General features: G+C 71.1%; 13 protein-coding genes. All 13 read left to right on the top strand.

The features are described from left to right. Positions 1-65: 65 nt before the first annotated feature. Entirely contained in the window at positions 66-599 is a 534-nt protein-coding gene (locus ACIO3P_RS04210) for a GNAT family N-acetyltransferase (protein WP_329827112.1), read from the top strand. A 262-nt stretch (positions 600-861) separates the two neighbouring features. Continuing rightward, on the top strand, positions 862-1,644 hold the full coding sequence (locus ACIO3P_RS04205) for a TIGR03936 family radical SAM-associated protein (RefSeq protein WP_329827113.1): 783 nt from the start codon (positions 862-864) through the stop codon (positions 1,642-1,644). A 233-nt stretch (positions 1,645-1,877) separates the two neighbouring features. Beyond that, positions 1,878-6,068, top strand: coding sequence for a ribonuclease E/G (locus ACIO3P_RS04200; protein ID WP_401850734.1), 4,191 nt, complete (start codon positions 1,878-1,880; stop codon positions 6,066-6,068). Between the two features lie 233 nt (positions 6,069-6,301). Next, positions 6,302-6,622, top strand: a complete 321-nt coding sequence (rplU, locus tag ACIO3P_RS04195) for a 50S ribosomal protein L21 (protein WP_329827115.1) — start codon at positions 6,302-6,304, stop codon at positions 6,620-6,622. 14 nt (positions 6,623-6,636) lie between these two features. Continuing rightward, on the top strand, positions 6,637-6,891 hold the full coding sequence (gene rpmA / locus ACIO3P_RS04190; protein ID WP_329827117.1) for a 50S ribosomal protein L27: 255 nt from the start codon (positions 6,637-6,639) through the stop codon (positions 6,889-6,891). Between the two features lie 156 nt (positions 6,892-7,047). Then, on the top strand, positions 7,048-8,484 hold the full coding sequence (obgE, locus tag ACIO3P_RS04185; RefSeq protein WP_329827118.1) for a GTPase ObgE: 1,437 nt from the start codon (positions 7,048-7,050) through the stop codon (positions 8,482-8,484). Positions 8,485-8,745: 261 nt separating this feature from the next. Next, on the top strand, positions 8,746-10,251 hold the full coding sequence (locus tag ACIO3P_RS04180) for a bifunctional cytidylyltransferase/SDR family oxidoreductase (protein ID WP_329827120.1): 1,506 nt from the start codon (positions 8,746-8,748) through the stop codon (positions 10,249-10,251). Positions 10,252-10,393: 142 nt separating this feature from the next. Next, positions 10,394-12,505: a hypothetical protein gene (locus ACIO3P_RS04175; protein WP_329827121.1), complete on the top strand. Its 2,112-nt coding sequence runs from the start codon at positions 10,394-10,396 to the stop codon at positions 12,503-12,505. 167 nt (positions 12,506-12,672) lie between these two features. Beyond that, complete coding sequence (locus tag ACIO3P_RS04170; RefSeq protein WP_401850730.1) at positions 12,673-13,902, top strand: glycosyltransferase family 2 protein; 1,230 nt, start codon at positions 12,673-12,675, stop codon at positions 13,900-13,902. Positions 13,903-14,116: 214 nt separating this feature from the next. Beyond that, positions 14,117-15,184 (top strand): glucose-1-phosphate thymidylyltransferase, encoded by a 1,068-nt coding sequence (locus ACIO3P_RS04165; RefSeq protein ID WP_329827124.1) that lies wholly within the window; start codon positions 14,117-14,119, stop codon positions 15,182-15,184. Continuing rightward, positions 15,181-16,167 (top strand): dTDP-glucose 4,6-dehydratase, encoded by a 987-nt coding sequence (rfbB, locus tag ACIO3P_RS04160; protein WP_329827125.1) that lies wholly within the window; start codon positions 15,181-15,183, stop codon positions 16,165-16,167. Before ACIO3P_RS04165 ends, rfbB begins: the two co-directional genes overlap by 4 nt. After that, positions 16,164-17,087, top strand: coding sequence for a dTDP-4-dehydrorhamnose reductase (gene rfbD, locus ACIO3P_RS04155; RefSeq protein WP_329827126.1), 924 nt, complete (start codon positions 16,164-16,166; stop codon positions 17,085-17,087). The genes rfbB and rfbD overlap by 4 nt, the downstream gene beginning before the upstream one ends. 84 nt (positions 17,088-17,171) lie before the next feature. Then, complete coding sequence (locus ACIO3P_RS04150) at positions 17,172-17,966, top strand: class I SAM-dependent methyltransferase (RefSeq protein ID WP_329827128.1); 795 nt, start codon at positions 17,172-17,174, stop codon at positions 17,964-17,966. Positions 17,967-18,005: the final 39 nt, after the last annotated feature.

Raw genomic sequence — 18,005 nt, 5'->3', positions numbered from 1 at the left:
GACACGGGCCCGGCCGGGGCGACAAACCCCGGCCGGGTTCCGCGTGACGGCGGCACAATGGACCGATGCCGCAGTTCATCGCCCCCGACATCCGCCTGCACGCCTCCTTCCTCGACGCGATGGCGGAGTTCGTCGAGGAAGGCGCCGTCGAACGCTCCCTGCTCCTCCACGAGATGGAGGAGTACGCGGCGACCTGGCACCGCCCCGAGGTGTTCGCCGCGTACTGCGAGCGGCTCAACGCCGAACCGCTGGAGGAGACCCCGCGCATCCAGGGCTGGGTGCCCTGCACCACCCTCTGGTACGCCGACGGCGACACCTTTCTCGGTCGCCTCGCCATCCGCCACCGGCTCAACCCGTTCCTGCGGGAACTCGGCGGCCACATCGGCTACGCCGTACGCCCCACCGCCCGCCGCCGGGGCCACGCGACGGCCATGCTGGCCGCCGCGCTGCCGATCGCGCGTGGCCTGGCCATCGACTCCGTCCTCGTCACGTGCGACACCGACAACACCGCCTCGCGCAAGGTGATCGAGGCGGCCGGCGGGAAACTGGAGGACGAGCGCGGGGGAAAGCTCCGGTTCTGGATCCCCACGGCCGGTTGAGGCGCCCGGGCCGGGGTAGGCGGAGTGTCCTGGCCTGTGGAACCGTCCGAGCACCGGGCGCGTACTCTGGGTAGTACAACGATCGTCCCCGGCGTGGCGCCCGCACCCGAGATCTCCCCGCACAGTGCGGGGCCGGTCCGGAACGCGGGGTGATCCCCGCCGAAGATACGTCCAAGGGCGGCGCGTCACCGCGTACCGCCCGCACCGAGGAGAAGAACCACTGGGCAAGCGACAGCCCGAAGGCCCGCCGCCCGCACCGGCGGTGCAGCGCATCCGACTGCGCTACACCAAGCGCGGCCGCCTCCGGTTCACCAGCCACCGAGACTTCCAGCGCGCCTTCGAGCGGGCGCTGCGCCGCGCCGAGGTGCCCATGGCGTACTCGGCGGGGTTCACCCCGCACCCGAAGGTGTCGTACGCCAATGCCGCACCCACCGGCACGGGCAGCGAGGCCGAGTTCCTGGAGATCGCCCTGGTGGAGGCGCGCGACCCCGACAAGCTGCGAGAGCTGCTCGACGAGTCGCTGCCGACGGGTCTGGACATCATCGACGCGGTCGAGGCCCGTACCTCGGGACTCGCCGACCGGCTGACCGCTTCCGTATGGGAGCTGCGGCTGGACGGCATCACCGACGAGGAGGCGGGACACGCCGTCTCCGCGTTCCTCGCCGCCGACACCGTCGAGGTGGAACGCCGTGCGAAGAACGGTCTGCGGACCTTCGACGCACGGGCCGCCGTGGCCGGCCTGGAGGTGGCTCGTCCACAGCCTGATAGGCCGGGGGACGGCCCCTGTGCGATACTGCGGCTGGTTGTTCGGCACGTGACACCTGCCGTGCGACCCGACGACGTCCTGTCCGGTCTCCGAGCTGTGGCCGACCTGGCGCCGCCGGTCCCCGCAGCGGTGACCAGGCTGGCGCAGGGGCTCTTCGACGAGGAGTCCGGCACGGTGACCGACCCGCTCGCGCCCGACCGCGAGGCAGCCCGGCCCGCCCCACCCAAGGCCGCCGGACTCGCCGCCGCGGCGGCGCCGGAAGGTGCAGGTTCCGCGTAAGGCGGTCGTTGTAGCGCAGCCCTGGGACTCGGGAGCCACCTGGGTCGGGCGGCGTACTGACCAGAAGACTTTCGCCAGGCCGTACGTGACGTCGCGTACGGAACCGGCGACCCAGACATAACAGCTCCCGTGCGGCGCCCGCGCCCCGGACGGCGGCAATCGCGCACAGCGCGGGCCGCGGCCGGACCGGAATCAGGCGTGGCGCCCGGGAGCGTGACGGGAGAACCGCCCGCATGCTTGAGTCCACCGAACCCGGCACCCCCGGGGACACCAACGAAGAGAACAACTCGCCCAGCGATACGCTGCCGCCGCGCCGCAGGCGCCGGGCAGCGTCCCGCCCGGCGGGACCGCCCACCGCGGCGGCCGAGGTCAAGGACGCGTCGAGCGTCAGCGAGACCGTTCCGCAGGCCACCGAGGCTGCGGGGGCAGCCGGGTCCGTGGCGTCCGACGCTCCCGCCGAGGAGTCCGCCGCGCCGCCGCGTGCGCGCCGTCGCGCCACCCGTAAGACGGCGGCGCCCGAGCCGGTCGCGGAGGCCGCTGCGCCTGTCGTGGCGGACGAGGCTCCCGCCGAGGAGCCTGCCGCGCCGCCGCGTGCGCGCCGCCGTGCCACCCGTAAGACCACCGCGCCCGAGCCGGTCGTAGAGCCGGTCGCCGAGGCCGCCGTGCCGGAGCCGGTCGCCGAGGCCGCCGTGCCGGACGAGGCTCCCGTGGAGGAGCCCGTCGCGCCGCCGCGTGCCCGTCGCCGCGCCACCCGTAAGGTCACGGCGCCCGAGACGGCCACGGAGCCGGTCGAGGCCACCGTCGAGGAGACCCCCGCGCCCGCCGCCGAGGCCGCTGTCGCCGCTGTGGCCCAGACCCCGGCCGAGGAGCCCGCGCCCGCCGCGCGGCCCCGCCGCCGCGCCACCCGCAGGGCCACCGCGCCCGCCGGTGCGCCGGAGGCCGAGGCCACCCAGGCCCCGAGCGGCAACGGCGACGGAGCCTCCGGCGGCGAGAGCCTGCCGCAGGACACCGTCGACCGGATCGCCGCCGACGAGCCGGAGGTCCAGGCCGCCGAGAAGGCCGCCACCCGGGGCCGTACGCGCCGCAGGGCCACCGCACCGGCCACCGCGCCCGAGCCGGCCGCCGAGGCCGTGAGCCGCGCCGCCGAGCCCGTCACGGAGCCCGTCGCCGAGAAGCCCGCGGCGCAGCAGACGTCCGTCGCGCAGAAGTCCGCCACGCAGAAGTCCGCCACGCAGAAGCCCGTGCAGCGCGAGCCCGAGCGCGCCCCGCGCCGCCGCGCCGCCGCGCGCCCCGCCGTGGCCGTCTTCCAGGCGCCCGTCTTCACCGAGCCGATGTTCCAGACGCCGGAGACCGCCGCGGCCGCCGCGGCCGCGGGCGGCCGGAGCGACGCCACCGACGAGCTGGACGACGAGGAGACCGTGACGGCCCCGGCCGCCGTGGCGCCCGAGCCCGTCGCCGCGCCCGAGCCCTCCGGCCGCCGCAGCAGGCGCCGCCGCCGCGGCGAGTCCGCCGAGCCGGCGGCCGAGGCCGCGCCGGCCGTGGTCGAGGCGCCGCGCGCGCCCGCCGTGGAGCCCGCGAACGAGCACGACGAGAGCGACGACGAGCCGGAGCGCTCCGCCGACGACGGCGCCGACGACTCCGACGAGTACGGCGACCGCCCCTCCCGGCGCCGCCGCCGGGGTGGCAGGCGCCGCCGCCGGGGCGAGTCCGCGGACGCCGACGACACCACGGACGAGCGGCAGGAGGAGTCCTCCTCCGCCGAGCACACCGACGAGGCCGACGACGACCGGGACGCCCCCGCCGCCTCCGACGACGAGCAGGACGACGACCAGGAGGCGTCCTCGGGCGGCTCCTCCAGCAGCCGGCGCCGTCGCCGCAGGCGCCGTCGCAGCGCCGACGGCGGCTCCGACACCGAGCAGGGCCCCGGGGGCGGTGACGACCCGGAGCGTACGGTCGTCAAGGTCCGCGAGCCGCGCGAACGCCGCGCCAAGGACACCGAGCGCGAGCCCGGCACCGGCGCCGACGAGGTCCAGTCCATCAAGGGCTCGACCCGTCTGGAGGCCAAGAAGCAGCGCCGCCGCGAGGGACGCGAGCAGGGCCGCCGCCGGGTGCCGATCATCACGGAGGCGGAGTTCCTCGCCCGCCGTGAGGCCGTCGAGCGCGTGATGGTCGTGCGCCAGCACGGCGAGCGCACCCAGATCGGCGTGCTTGAGGACAACGTGCTGGTCGAGCACTACGTCAACAAGGAGCAGGCGACCAGCTACGTCGGCAACGTCTACCTGGGCAAGGTGCAGAACGTACTGCCGTCCATGGAGGCCGCCTTCGTCGACATCGGCAAGGGGCGCAACGCCGTCCTGTACGCCGGTGAGGTCAACTTCGAGGCGCTGGGCATGGCCAACGGCCCGCGCCGGATCGAGACCGCGCTCAAGTCCGGCCAGTCGGTGCTCGTCCAGGTGACGAAGGACCCGATCGGCCACAAGGGCGCCCGTCTGACCAGCCAGGTCTCGCTGCCCGGCCGCTACCTCGTGTACGTGCCCGAGGGCTCGATGACCGGTATCAGCCGCAAGCTCCCCGACACCGAGCGCGCCCGGCTGAAGACCATCCTCAAGAAGATCGTCCCCGAGGACGCGGGCGTCATCGTCCGTACGGCCGCCGAGGGCGCCAGCGAGGACGAGCTGCGCCGTGACGTCGAGCGGTTGCAGGGTCAGTGGGAGGACATCAAGAAGAAGTCGAAGAGCGGCAACGCGCCGACGCTGCTCTACGGCGAGCCGGACATGACCGTCCGGGTCGTCCGCGACATCTTCAACGAGGACTTCTCGAAGGTCATCGTCAGCGGCTCCGACGCGTGGCAGACCATCAGCGGCTACGTCGCGCATGTCGCGCCGGACCTCTCCGACCGGCTGTCGCGCTGGACCAGCGAGGTGGACGTCTTCGCGACGTACCGCATCGACGAGCAGCTCATGAAGGCGCTGGACCGCAAGGTCTGGCTGCCGAGCGGCGGTTCGCTGGTCATCGACAAGACCGAGGCCATGATCGTGGTCGACGTCAACACCGGGAAGTTCACCGGTCAGGGCGGCAACCTTGAGGAGACCGTCACCAGGAACAACCTGGAGGCGGCCGAGGAGATCGTGCGCCAGCTCCGGCTGCGCGACCTGGGCGGCATCGTCGTCATCGACTTCATCGACATGGTGCTGGAGTCCAACCGGGACCTGGTGCTGCGGCGCCTGCTGGAGTGCCTGGGCCGGGACCGTACGAAGCACCAGGTCGCCGAGGTCACCTCGCTGGGCCTGGTGCAGATGACCCGTAAGCGGGTCGGCCAGGGTCTGCTGGAGTCCTTCTCCGAGACCTGTGTCCACTGCAACGGCCGCGGTGTGATCGTCCACATGGAGCAGCCGGTGGCGTCCGGTGGCGGCGGCAACGGCAAGCGCTCCAAGAAGCGCGGTCGCGGTGGCGCCGGCGCGGACCACGAGCACGACCACGACCACGAGGTGGCGGGTACGGCGGCGGAGTCCGACGCCGACCACGAGACCGAGTCGGAGGCCGAGCTCGCGGCGGAGGTGGCGGCCCCGGTCGCGCTCTCCGAGCCCGACTTCGTGCCGGACGAGGAACTGTTCAGCAGCGTCGCGGAGGCCGAGGCGGCGGTACGGGGCCGTTCGCGCCGCCGTGCGTCGCGCAAGGCGTCGGCCCCGGCCGGTTCGCCGAGGGCGGCGGAGCCGGAGGCCCGTACGGAGGCCCCCGAGGCTCCTGCGGTACCCGAGGCGGCTCCGGTCGCCGAGGCGCCCGTGGCGGCCCCCGAGGCACCCGTCGCGGACGCGGCGCCCCAGGGCCGTACGCGCCGCCGTGCCACCCGTAAGGCGTCGGCCCCGGCCGGTTCGCCGAAGGCGGCCGAGGCGGGGGCCCCGGCCGAGGTGGTCGTGCCCGTGACCCCGGAGCCCGAGCCCGTCGCCGAGCCCGTGGCCGCGGAGCCGGCCGCCGCCGAGGAGGCGCCCGTGGCGGCTCCGCCGCGTGCGCGCCGCAGGGCGACCCGTAAGGTCACCGCCCCCGCCGGTTCGCCGTCGGGTACGGAGGAGGCGGCGGTCGTCGTCGTGGAGGCGCCGGCGAAGGCCGAGGCGCCCGCCGACACCACCGGCGCCGACACCACCGCCGACGCGTCCGACGCGTCCGACGCGTCCGAGGCGCCCGCACCGGCCAAGAAGGCGGTCCGTAAGACGGCCGCCAAGAAGGCCCCCGCGAAGAAGACGGCCGCCAAGAAGACGACGGCCAAGAAGACCGTGGCGAAGAAGACGACGACGGCGGCCAAGAAGGCGCCGGCGAAGACGGCCAAGACGACCAAGGCCGCCAAGTCCACGGTCAAGGCGTCGAAGAAGACCGCCGCGGCCGAGCAGACGGCGCCCTCCGGCGTCACGGCCACCACCGAGGACTGATCCCCTCGTCGCCCCACCGCCCACGGGCGGTGGGGCGCTGGGGCCGGTTTGACCCCCTGTACAGCGGCCCCGTACTCTAAACCTTCGGTGTGTTCCTATGCGCGCCCACCTCTGAGCACCCCACCTCCCGGATCTCCGGGGGAGGCCGCTCGTCCTGTCAGGACTGCCACGGGCCCCGGCCCGTGCGGGCGGCTGGCTTCAGAGGTTCCGTTCCGAGCGAGAGTGAGTTCCGCGTGTACGCCATCGTGCGCAGCGGTGGCCGCCAGCACAAGGTTGCTGTCGGCGACATCGTTGAGGTTGACAAGATTTCCACCGGCAAGGTCGGCGACACCGTCGAACTCAAGACGCTGCTCGTGGTCGACGGTGACGCGGTCACCAGCGACCCGTGGGTGCTGGACGGCATCAAGGTTCAGGCCGAGATCGTGGACCACCACAAGGGCGCGAAGATCGACATCCTTCGCTACAAGAACAAGACGGGTTACCGCCGTCGCCAGGGCCACCGCCAGCAGTACACGGCGATCAAGGTCACCGGCATCCCCGCGGCTGCGAAGTAAGGGACTGAGGAGACATGGCACACAAGAAGGGCGCATCGTCCACTCGGAACGGGCGCGATTCCAATGCTCAGCGGCTCGGCGTGAAGCGCTTCGGCGGTCAGGTCGTCAGCGCCGGTGAGATCCTGGTCCGCCAGCGTGGCACGCACTTCCACCCGGGCACCGGCGTCGGCCGTGGCGGCGACGACACGCTGTTCGCGCTGAACCCCGGCGCGGTGGAGTTCGGTACCCACCGTGGCCGCAAGGTCGTCAACATCGTTCCCGCCGCCTAGTAACCCTCCGGTACCCCTTCCGGTACCGGTGGGCAGGCAGGGCGCCTGTAGAACGATTCTTCGCGAGGGCGGACCTCACTTCCCGGAGACGGGAAGCGGGTCCGCCTTTCGCGCGTTACAGGTAAGACAATTCCGTATGTACTGGAGGCAATCCCCATGACCACCTTCGTGGACCGCGTCGAGCTGCATGTCGCCGCGGGTAACGGAGGCCACGGCTGCGCCTCCGTACACCGTGAGAAGTTCAAGCCCCTCGGCGGCCCCGACGGCGGCAACGGCGGCCGGGGCGGCGATGTGATCCTCGTCGTCGACCAGTCGGTGACGACGCTGCTCGACTACCACCACTCGCCGCACCGCAAGGCCACCAACGGCAAGCCCGGCGAGGGCGGCAACCGCTCCGGCAAGGACGGTCAGGACCTGGTCCTGCCGGTGCCCGACGGCACCGTCATCCTCGACAAGCGGGGCAACGTCCTGGCCGACCTGGTCGGCGAGGGCACCACCTTCGTCGCCGCCGACGGCGGACGCGGCGGCCTCGGCAACGCGGCGCTGGCCTCGGCCCGCCGCAAGGCTCCCGGCTTCGCGCTGCTCGGCGAGCCCGGCCGGAGCGGCGACATCGTCCTGGAGCTGAAGACGGTCGCGGACGTCGCCCTCGTCGGCTTCCCGAGCGCCGGCAAGTCCTCGCTGATCTCCGTGCTCTCCGCCGCCAAGCCGAAGATCGCGGACTACCCGTTCACCACGCTCGTCCCCAACCTGGGTGTGGTCACGGCCGGTTCCACCGTCTACACCATCGCGGACGTCCCCGGACTGATCCCGGGCGCCAGCCAGGGCCGCGGCCTCGGCCTGGAGTTCCTGCGCCACGTCGAGCGCTGCTCCGTACTCGTCCACGTCCTGGACACGGCGACGCTGGAGTCGGACCGCGACCCGGTCACCGACCTCGATGTCATCGAGGAGGAGCTGGCCCAGTACGGCGGTCTCGGCGACCGGCCGCGCGTCGTCGTCCTCAACAAGACCGACATCCCGGACGGCAAGGACCTCGCCGAGATGATCAGGCCCGATCTCGAAGCGCGCGGCTACCGCGTCTTCGAGGTGTCGGCGGTGGCGCACCTGGGGCTCAAGGAGCTCTCCTTCGCGCTCGCGGAGATCATCGCCACGGCGCGCGCCGAGAAGCCGAAGGAGGAGGCGACCCGCATCGTCATCCGCCCGAGGGCCGTCGACGACGCCGGTTTCACCGTCATCCTGGAGGAGGACGGCATCTACCGGGTACGCGGCGACAAGCCCGAACGCTGGGTCCGCCAGACCGACTTCAGCAACGACGAGGCCGTGGGCTACCTCGCGGACCGGCTGAGCCGGCTCGGCGTCGAGTCCGAGCTGATGAAGGCCGGCGCGCGGGCGGGCGACGGGGTCGCCATCGGCGCGGAGGACGACGCGGTCGTCTTCGACTGGGAGCCCACGATGATGGCCGGCGCGGAGATGCTGGGCCGTCGCGGCGAGGACCACCGCCTTGAGGAGCCGCGTCCGGCGGCGCAGCGGCGCCGGGACCGGGACGCCGAGCGTGACGAGGCGCAGCAGGCGTACGAGGACTTCAAGCCCTTCTGAGCCGACCGGTGGCCGCGCGGTCCCTCCGGGCCGCGCGGCCGCTCCGTACGCCTCTCATCTGTGACCCCCCGTGCTCCGACGTGAATCTTTTGTGGTCTCCTTCACGTACACCTCCCGGCCACGCACCGCGGACGCACCGGTCTTCCCAGGTGAATCAGGGGTTGCGGGCCGGTGGCGCACGGCTGTGGTCCACCTTGCACGACGATTGCCACGGGTGGGACCATCGCTACATCCTCTGAGCCCGCAAGGTAGGTCTGTCCTGTGTCTGCAACTTCCGCGCCGCCCGCGAAGCCCCGCACCACCGCTGTCGTCCTGGCGGGCGGTACCGGTCAGCGTGTGGGCCTGTCGATCCCGAAGCAGTTGCTGAAGATCGCGGGGAAGGCGGTCATCGAGCACACCCTGTGGATCTTCGAGCAGAGCGACTCGATCGACGACGTGATCGTGCTGATGGCCCCCGGTTACGTGCCCGACGTGGAGAAGATCGTCGCGAAGGCCGGACTGACCAAGGTCACCCGGGTCATCGAGGGCGGCACGACGCGCAACGAGACCACCGAGCGCGCCATCGCCGCGCTGAGCGAGGGCCTGGCGCCGGGCGAGGACCGTAACGTGCTGTTCCACGACGCGGTGCGCCCGCTGCTCTCGCAGCGCGTGATCAAGGACTGCGTGGACGCGCTGGAGCGCTACCAGGCGGTGGACGTGGCCATCCCGTCCGCCGACACCATCATCGTGACCCGTACGCACGGCGGCGACGGCGAGTTCATCACGGACGTCCCCGACCGGTCCCGGCTGCGCCGCGGCCAGACCCCGCAGGCGTTCAAGCTCTCCACCGTCCGCAAGGCGTACGAGGTCGCGGCGGACGACCCCAACTTCCAGGCCACCGACGACTGTTCCGTCGTGCTCAAGTACCTGCCGGACGTGCCGATCTACGTCGTGGCGGGCGACGAGTACAACATGAAGGTCACCCAGCCGGTCGACGTCTTCATCGCGGACAAGCTCTTCCAGCTCGCCTCCGCGAGCGCGCCCGAGCAGCCCTCCGAGGAGTCCTACCGCGAGCTGCTCACCGGCAAGACGCTGGTCGTCTTCGGCGGTTCGTACGGCATCGGCGCCGACATCGCCCAGCTCGCCGAGTCGTACGGCGCCAAGGTCTACGCGCTGGGCCGCTCCACCACCGGTACGCACGTGGAGAACCCGGAGCACGTGGACGACGCGCTCTCCCGCGCCTACGGCGAGACCGGCCGGATCGACTACGTGATCAACACCGCGGGTGTGCTGCGCATCGGCAAGCTGGCCGAGACGGACAACACCACGATCCAGGAGGCGCTGAACGTCAACTACCTGGCGCCGGTGCAGATCGCGCGCGCCTCGTACAAGTACCTGGTGGAGACCAAGGGCCAGTTGATGCTCTACACCTCCAGCAGCTACACCCGGGGCCGCGCCGAGTACAGCCTCTACTCGTCCACGAAGGCCGCCATGGTCAATCTGACCCAGGCGCTCTCCGACGAGTGGGCGGGCGAGGGGATCCGGGTCAACTGCGTGAACCCGGAGCGCACCGCCACCCCCATGCGCACCAAGGCGTTCGGCCAGGAGCCGGAGGGCTCGCTGCTCTCCTCCGAGGCGGTCGCGAAGACCTCCCTCGACGTGCTGCTCTCGGAGCTGACCGGGCACGTGATCGACGTACGCCAGCAGGACCCGACGCGCGGCGCCTCGGAGGCGTCCGACTTCGAGCAGGCTCTCGCCGCCGTACTGGACCGTCAGGGAGATGTGTAATACTTCTTGACAATCTTTGACAGGGCCTCTGTGGGTCGCGTATGCGCGAACCACGGAGGCCCCAGTTCGTGAAGTCGCGAAGTCGCGTCTTCACGCTTCCCTTGCAAGGTCAACAGCCGGCACGGTCTGGAGCAGGTTTTCCGTGATTTCGACAGCTATCCGCCTGGCCCGCGTGGGCAGCGGATCAGAGCTGGCAGCCGCACTTCTTCTGGGTATCAGTTTCCCGTGCGTCATGCTCGCCGCGATAATCCCCAACCTCTGGTTCTTCGCGGCGGCCGCAGCCGTGACCTATCTCGCGGACACCTACCTGCACCAGCGCGGCAGCTACCTGGTCAACCGGCTCGCCAAGGTGCGCGCCGGTCTCTCGATCCGGTTCCTGATCCGGCAGATGCTGCTGGTGCTGCTGGTCGCCAGGTCGGGTCTCGGTGAGGACCGGATCTTCTACGTGACCGTCGTCATGGTGCTCCTGTTCTACGCGCTCCAGGCACCGCACGGCGCGATCGTCACCCTGCTCCGGCTGCGCCGCAGGCTGCCCGTGGTCACCCGGAACATCGACCTCGCCGGCGCCATCCGGATCCCGGACGCGCCGCCGCGCGGGCTGCTCAACCGCTCCGCCGAGAAGATGCTCCACCTCGACATCTTCGCCATGGTGGGCGTGATCATCACGCTCCAGACCCGCGACAACATCTACGGCTTCACCGGCCTCGGCCTCAGCCTGCTCCTCGCCGTCGGCTACATCCTCGCGCTCCTGCCCTACCTGCGGCCGAGCCGGCTCGTACCCAAGGCCGAGAAGGTGCTCGCGGCGGTGGACGGCTGGCTGGCCGAGTACCGGCCGACCGTGATGCTGTACTTCTCCGGCTCCAAGGAGTCCGCGTACCAGGTCAACATGTGGCTGGACACGATGGACCGGATGGAGGGCCGTCCACTGATCGTCCTGCGGGAGCGGGCCATCGCCCAGCAGCTCGGGACGACGGACGTGCCGGTGCTCTGCGTCCCCGGCGGGGTGCACCTGATGAACCTGGACCTGTCGACCGTCCGGGTCGCGCTGTACGCGGCCAACGTCGGCAAGAACATCCACATGCTGCGCGTGCCCACCATGAAGCACGTCTTCATCGGCCACGGCGACAGCGACAAGCTGGCCAGCGTCAACCCGTACAGCAAGGCGTACGACGAGGTGTGGACGGCGGGCCGGGCCGGACGCGACCGGTACGCGCTCGCCGACGTCGGGGTGCGTGACGAGGACATCGTCGAGGTGGGGCGGCCCCAGCTCGCCCCGATCGAGCCGTACAGCGGCGCGCAGCGCCACCCCGTCCCCACGGTGCTGTACGCGCCGACCTGGGAGGGCTGGGACGACAACCCCGGCAACACCTCGCTGCTGCTGGCCGGCGAGAACATCGTCAAGCGGCTCCTGAAGGCCGACGGCCCGGTCCGGGTGCTCTACAAGCCGCACCCCTTCACCGGGACCCGCAGCGCCAAGGCGAAGGCCGTGCACGAGCGGATCATCGCGCTGGTGGAGAAGGCCGCCGCCGAGCGGGCCACCGACGCCCGCTGGGCGAAGGAGAGCGCCGAGCTGAACGCGGACCGGACCGCCGCCAAGGCGGAGCTGGCCCGGATCTCCGCGCGCCTCGGCGAGCTGATGGGCGCCGCGGACACGGGACGTGACGAGGCGGAGCAGTCGCGCGACTCGCAGGCGGACCCGGTCAGGCAGGAGGAGCTGACGCGGCTGCGCCGCGAGTGGAACGGCGCGTACTGGCGTTCCTTCGGCTGGTGGGAGCACCGGGTCATCAGCGGCTCCGAGCCCGCGCTCTACGACTGCTTCAACGAGTCGGACGCCATGGTCTCCGACATCTCCAGCGTGGTGTCCGACTTCATCGCGAGCGGCAAGCCGTACGCGGTCACGGACTCGGCGGAGCTGGGCGTGGAGGAGTTCAAGCGGCAGAACACCGCCGTACGGGCCGCGGTCATCCTCTCCAACAGCGCGCGCGAGCTGGACGACCTGCTCGCCGCGGTCGCCGACCCGGCGTCCGACCGGCTGGCGGCCGAGCGCCGGGAGCTGAAGCGGTATCTGCTGGGCCCCGACGAGCCGACGTCGATGGAGCAGTTCGAGGCGGCGACCCAGGCGCTGTCCGCGAAGTCCCTGGCGCGGAACGTGGGCGTCGAGCAGCGGCTCGGGGAGCCCGAGGCGGCAGCGGCACCGGACGACTCGGCGCCGAGCGCGGAGAACAACGACCTGGACTCGCCCGTACGGGGCTGACCGGGGCGACGGACAGAAGGCCCGGCGGGGCGCTTTCGAGGAGCGCGCCGCCGGGCCTTTCCGTGTCCGCTGGCCGGTCCGCCCCTGTGACGGGCATCACAGGGGCCCGGTGATCGGGTAAGACAACCAACAATCGGTGCCACCTGTCTTGCATTCCGATGAACGAAATGTCAGTTCCTGATGTGAGTGTGATCGTCGGGGCATACGAAGCGATGCCCTACCTGATCCGCTGCCTGGAATCGGTGGAGGCCCAGACCCTGGGCGCCCACCGGATCGAGCTCGTCGCCATCGACGACGGCTCGGCCGACGGCACGGGGGAATTCCTGGAAGAGTTCGCGGCCCGCACGTCCATCCCGACCAGGGTGGTACGGCAGGCCAACTCGGGCGGCCCCAGCGGCCCCCGCAACGTCGGCCTCGGCCTGGCCCGGGGGCGCTACGTCTTCTTCCTGGACGCCGACGACTATCTGGGGGAGGAAGCGCTGGAGCGCATGGTCGCCGTGGCCGACCGCGCTCGTACGGATGTGGTGCTGGGCAAGGTGGTGGGGGTCAACCGGGGCGCTCCCAGCTCGATGTGGCGGCGTACCGCCGACCGCGTCGACGTCCACAACTCGCAGGTCATCTACACACTGAGCGCGCAGAAGCTCTTCCGCCGCGAGCTGATCGAGCGGCTGGGGCTGCGGTTCGACGAGGGGTACCGTACCGGCGAGGACGCGCTCTTCACCATCGAGGCATATCTCCGGGGCGACGGCGTCTCGGTGATCTCCGACTACACCTGCTACTACCTGGTCGGCAGGGACGACGGCAAGCACGTGACCAAGTCCGGTGACTACACGCACCGGTTCGCCGCCGTGACGGCCCTGATGACACGCATCGCCGAACTGGAACCGGCGGGCCCCAAGCGCGACAAGCTGATGGTCAGACCCTTCACCGTGGGGCTGATACAGCAGTTCGCGCACGGGATCGTCAAGGATTCCGAGGAGGTCAGACGCCACAAACTGGAACTGGTCGCCCCGCTGATGGAGCGGTACTGGAACCCGGGCGTGGCCCGCCACATCAAGGTCGCCGAGCGGCTGCGGCTGGAGTGCGTGGCGCTCGGGCGGCTCGATCTGCTCGCCGACGTCCTGGCGTTCATCAAGGCGGAGACGGTGCCCGAGGTGGTCCACCGGGGCCGCGCCCGTAAGCCGTACCTCGCCCTCCCGCACTTCGGGGAGCGCGGAACGGGGCTGAAGGACGCCTCGTACGAGGTGACGACCCGGGACTGGGTGGGCAAGCCGGGCCTGCGCGCCATAGAGCCGCCCCAGGCGGTCCGCCGGCGCAGATCGCTGGCGCGCAGGGTGGCGCGACGGCTGCGTACCCAGGTGCGGAACCTCGCGCCGATGAGGAACCGCGTGGCCTAGGAGAGTTGGCGCGAAATCGGGGGCGCGGCCGGTGGTACCGGGCCGCGCCCATGCGTGTACGGGCTCCGTCCCGCACCCTTTCGCGCCCCCGCGCCGCGCCCCTTCACCCTTCCGGGGTGACCGGTAGCAGACGGCGCCGGAAAGCGTAGGTAAAATCGGACTGTCGGGCGACCCCCGGACAGCATCGCAATCACAGCAGGGGAAAACAGGAACAGTGAAGGCTCTCGTACTGTCCGGTGGGGCAGGGACCCGACTGCGGCCCATTACGCACACATCGGCGAAGCAGCTCGTCCCTGTGGCGAACAAGCCGGTGCTCTTCTACGGCCTTGAGGCCATCGCGGAGGCGGGTATCACCGAGGTCGGCGTGATCGTCGGCGACACCGCGGACGAGATCCGCGCGGCCGTCGGTGACGGCTCGCAGTTCGGCATCGAGGTGACGTACCTCCAGCAGGACGCGCCGCTCGGCCTGGCGCATGCCGTCCTCATCGCCCGTGACTTCCTCGGCGACGACGACTTCGTGATGTACCTCGGCGACAACTTCATCGTCGGCGGCATCAGCGGCCTGGTGGACGGCTTCCGCGAGGAGCGGCCCGCCGCGCAGATCCTGCTCACGAGGGTCCCCAACCCGACCTCCTTCGGCGTCGCCGAACTGGACGGCGAGGGACGCGTGGTGGCCCTGGAGGAGAAGCCGGAGAAGCCCAAGAGCGATCTCGCGCTCGTCGGCGTCTACCTCTTCACCCCGGCCGTGCACGAGGCCGTACGGTCCATCGAGCCGTCCTGGCGAGGCGAGCTGGAGATCACCCACGCCATCCAGTGGCTGATCGACCAGGAGCGCGACGTCCGCTCCACGACCATCTCCGGGTACTGGAAGGACACCGGCAACGTCACCGACATGCTGGAGGTCAACCGCTCGGTGCTGGAGACGGTGGAGCCGCACTGCGAGGGCACGGTCGACGAGGGCAGCGAGATCATAGGGCGCGTGAGGATCGAGAAGGGCGCGCGGGTCACCGGCAGCCGTATCCTCGGCCCCGTGATCATCGGCGCGGACACCGTGATCAGCGACGCGTACATCGGTCCCTTCACCTCGGTCTCCGAGGGGTGCACGATCGAGGACAGCGAGATCGAGTACTCCATCGTGCTGCGCGGCTCCTCGCTCACCGGCGTCCGCCGCGTGGAGGCGTCGCTGATCGGCCGCGACGTCGAGATCACCCCCGCGCCCCGTAACCCGTCCGCCCACCGACTCGTCCTCGGTGACCACAGCAAGGTGCAGATCTCCTCATGACGCACAGGATTCTCGTGACCGGCGGCGCCGGTTTCATCGGCTCGCACTACGTCCGTACGGTGCTCGGCCCGCAGGGCCCCGGCGACGTCGAGATCACGGTTCTCGACAAGCTCACCTACGCGGGAAATCCGGCCAATCTCGACCCGGTCCGTGAGCACCCCGGATTCCGCTTCGTGCAGGGCGACATCTGCGACCCCGAGCTGGTCGGCAAGCTGATGGCCGAGCACGACCAGGTGGTGCACTTCGCCGCCGAGTCGCACGTGGACCGTTCCATCGACGGCGGCGCCGAGTTCGTCCGTACGAACGTCGTGGGCACCCACACGCTGATCGACGCCGCCCACCGCGCGGGCGTCAAGACCTTCGTGCACATCTCCACGGACGAGGTCTACGGCTCGATCGACGAGGGCTCCTGGCCCGAGACGCACCCGCTGGAGCCCAACTCGCCCTACTCCTCGGCGAAGGCGTCCAGCGACCTGATCGCGCTCTCGTACCACCGCACCCACGGCCTCGACGTGCGCGTGACCCGCTGCTCCAACAACTACGGGCACCACCACTTCCCCGAGAAGGTCATCCCGCTGTTCATCACGAACCTGCTGGACGGCAAGAAGGTGCCGCTGTACGGCGACGGCGGCAACATCCGCGACTGGCTGCACATCGACGACCACGTCCAGGGCATCGAGCTGGTCCGTACGAAGGGCCGCGCGGGCGAGGTCTACAACATCGGCGGCGGCACGGAGCTCTCCAACAAGGAGCTGACCGGCCTGCTCCTGGAGGCGTGCGGGGCGGACTGGGAGACCAGCGTCGAGTACGTCACGGACCGCAAGGGCCACGACCGCCGCTACTCGGTCGACTGCACCAAGATCCGCGAGGAGCTGGGGTACGAGCCCCGCAAGGACTTCGCGACGGGCCTCGCGGAGACCGTGGCGTGGTACCGCGAGAACCGCGCCTGGTGGGAGCCGCTGAAGGAGCGTGCGGCCCTGTGAGCACCGGCACCCCCGACCCTGCGGGCACCTGGCTCGTCACCGGCGCCGGCGGCATGCTCGGCCAGGACCTGCTGGCCCGGCTCGCCGCCGCCGGGCGGCCCGCGGCCGGCCTGGACCGTAGCGCGCTGGACATCACCGACCCCGCGGCCGTGCGCGCGGCCTTCGAGGCCCACGCGCCGGCCGTGGTGGTCAACTGCGCGGCCTGGACGGCCGTGGACGACGCCGAGTACAAGGAGGACGACGCGCTCGCGGTCAACGGCACGGGCCCCCGGGTCCTCGCCGAGGCGTGCCGCGAGTCCGGCGCGGTCCTGCTCCAGGTCTCCACGGACTACGTCTTCGCCGGTGACGGGGGGACGCCGTACCCGGAGGACGCCCCCACGGCGCCGCGCAGCGCCTACGGGCGGACGAAGCTGGTGGGGGAGCGCGCGGTTCTCGACACCCTTCCCGAGCGCGGTTACGTGGTCCGCACCGCGTGGCTGTACGGCGCGGGCGGCCCCAACTTCGTCCGTACGATGATCAAGCTGGAGGGTGTCAAGGACACCCTGGACGTGGTGGACGACCAGCAGGGGCAGCCCACCTGGACCGGCGATCTCGCCGACCGGCTGGTCGCGCTCGGCGGGGCGGCGCTCGACGGGACGGCGCCCGCGGGCGTCTACCACGGCACCAGCGGCGGCGGGACGACCTGGTTCGGATTCACCCAGGAGATCTTCCGGCTGCTCGGCGCGGACCCGGAGCGGGTCCGCCCGACGACCAGCGAGGCGTTCGTCCGGCCGGCCCCCCGGCCCGCATACAGCATCCTCGGTCACGACCGGTGGAAACCAGCCGGAATCGAACCCATCCGCGACTGGCGTGCCGCGCTCGCCGAGGCGTTCCCCGCGCTGCTGGCGGCCGAGCGCCAAACGGGTGTTACTCGCCAGTAGATGTTTACGTGCAGACTGTAGGCCCACTATGTTCACTGAGAATCAAACCTATGGATTGTTGATTCTCAGTGAAGGGCCCCTTACGTGGATCGCCACGGCTTCTTGCGCCAAATGCACCGTGTGTACAAGCCCCGCACCTATCTGGAGATCGGGGTCAATGACGGGCGAAGCCTGGCGCTCTCCCGGGTTCCGTCCGTCGCCGTGGACCCGGCCTTCAGAGTCGTCACGGACATCAGTTGTGACGTCCACCTGGTCCGGGCGACCAGTGACGACTTCTTCGCCCGCAAGGACCCGCTGATCCACCTGCGCAACGGCCGCAACCCGTTCCGCGCGCTGGCCCGCCGCGACCCGGTCAACCTGCTCGGCGGGGACCCGAAGCTGGAGCTGTCGTTCATCGACGGCATGCACCTCTTCGAGTTCGCGCTGCGCGACTTCATGAACGTCGAGAAGCACTCCCGCTGGTCCAGCGTGATCGTCCTGGACGACATGCTGCCCCGGGACGTCGACGAGGCGGCGCGCGACCGCCACACGAAGTTCTGGGCGGGCGACGTCTACAAGGTGGCGCAGGTGCTCCGGCGCTACCGCCCCGACCTGCTCGTCGTCGACGTCGACACCGAGCCGACCGGGGTGGTGGCGATCTTCGGCGCCAACCCCGAGTCCACGGTGCTGAAGAACGCGTACGACAAGATCATCGAGGAGTACGTCGTCCCGGACCCGCAGGACGTCCCGGACGAGATCCTCGTGCGCAAGAACGCCGTACGCCCCGAGGCGCTGCTCGGGGCCGGCTTCTGGCCCGCGCTCAACCGGGCCCGTAACCTGCGCCGTCCGCGCTCGGCGTTCACGCCGCTGCGCCGGCAGATCGAGGCCGTCACCGGCTGACCGGCTGACCGCCACATGGCATGAGGAAGGGCCGGAGCG

Origin of the sequence: Streptomyces sp. NPDC087310, from assembly GCF_044744405.1 — a bacterium.
Classification (GTDB): Bacteria; Actinomycetota; Actinomycetes; order Streptomycetales; family Streptomycetaceae; genus Streptomyces.
Note: the sequence above shows the minus strand (reverse complement) of the source record. Positions and strands in the feature narration are given on the sequence as shown.

Coding starts and splice junctions, on each gene's coding strand:
- ACIO3P_RS04210 (WP_329827112.1), top strand. CDS start 66: ATGCCGCAGTTCATCGCCCCCGACATCCGCCTGCACGCCTCCTTCCTC.
- ACIO3P_RS04200 (WP_401850734.1), top strand. CDS start 1,878: ATGCTTGAGTCCACCGAACCCGGCACCCCCGGGGACACCAACGAAGAG.
- rpmA (WP_329827117.1), top strand. CDS start 6,637: ATGGCACACAAGAAGGGCGCATCGTCCACTCGGAACGGGCGCGATTCC.
- obgE (WP_329827118.1), top strand. CDS start 7,048: ATGACCACCTTCGTGGACCGCGTCGAGCTGCATGTCGCCGCGGGTAAC.
- ACIO3P_RS04170 (WP_401850730.1), top strand. CDS start 12,673: ATGTCAGTTCCTGATGTGAGTGTGATCGTCGGGGCATACGAAGCGATG.
- rfbB (WP_329827125.1), top strand. CDS start 15,181: ATGACGCACAGGATTCTCGTGACCGGCGGCGCCGGTTTCATCGGCTCG.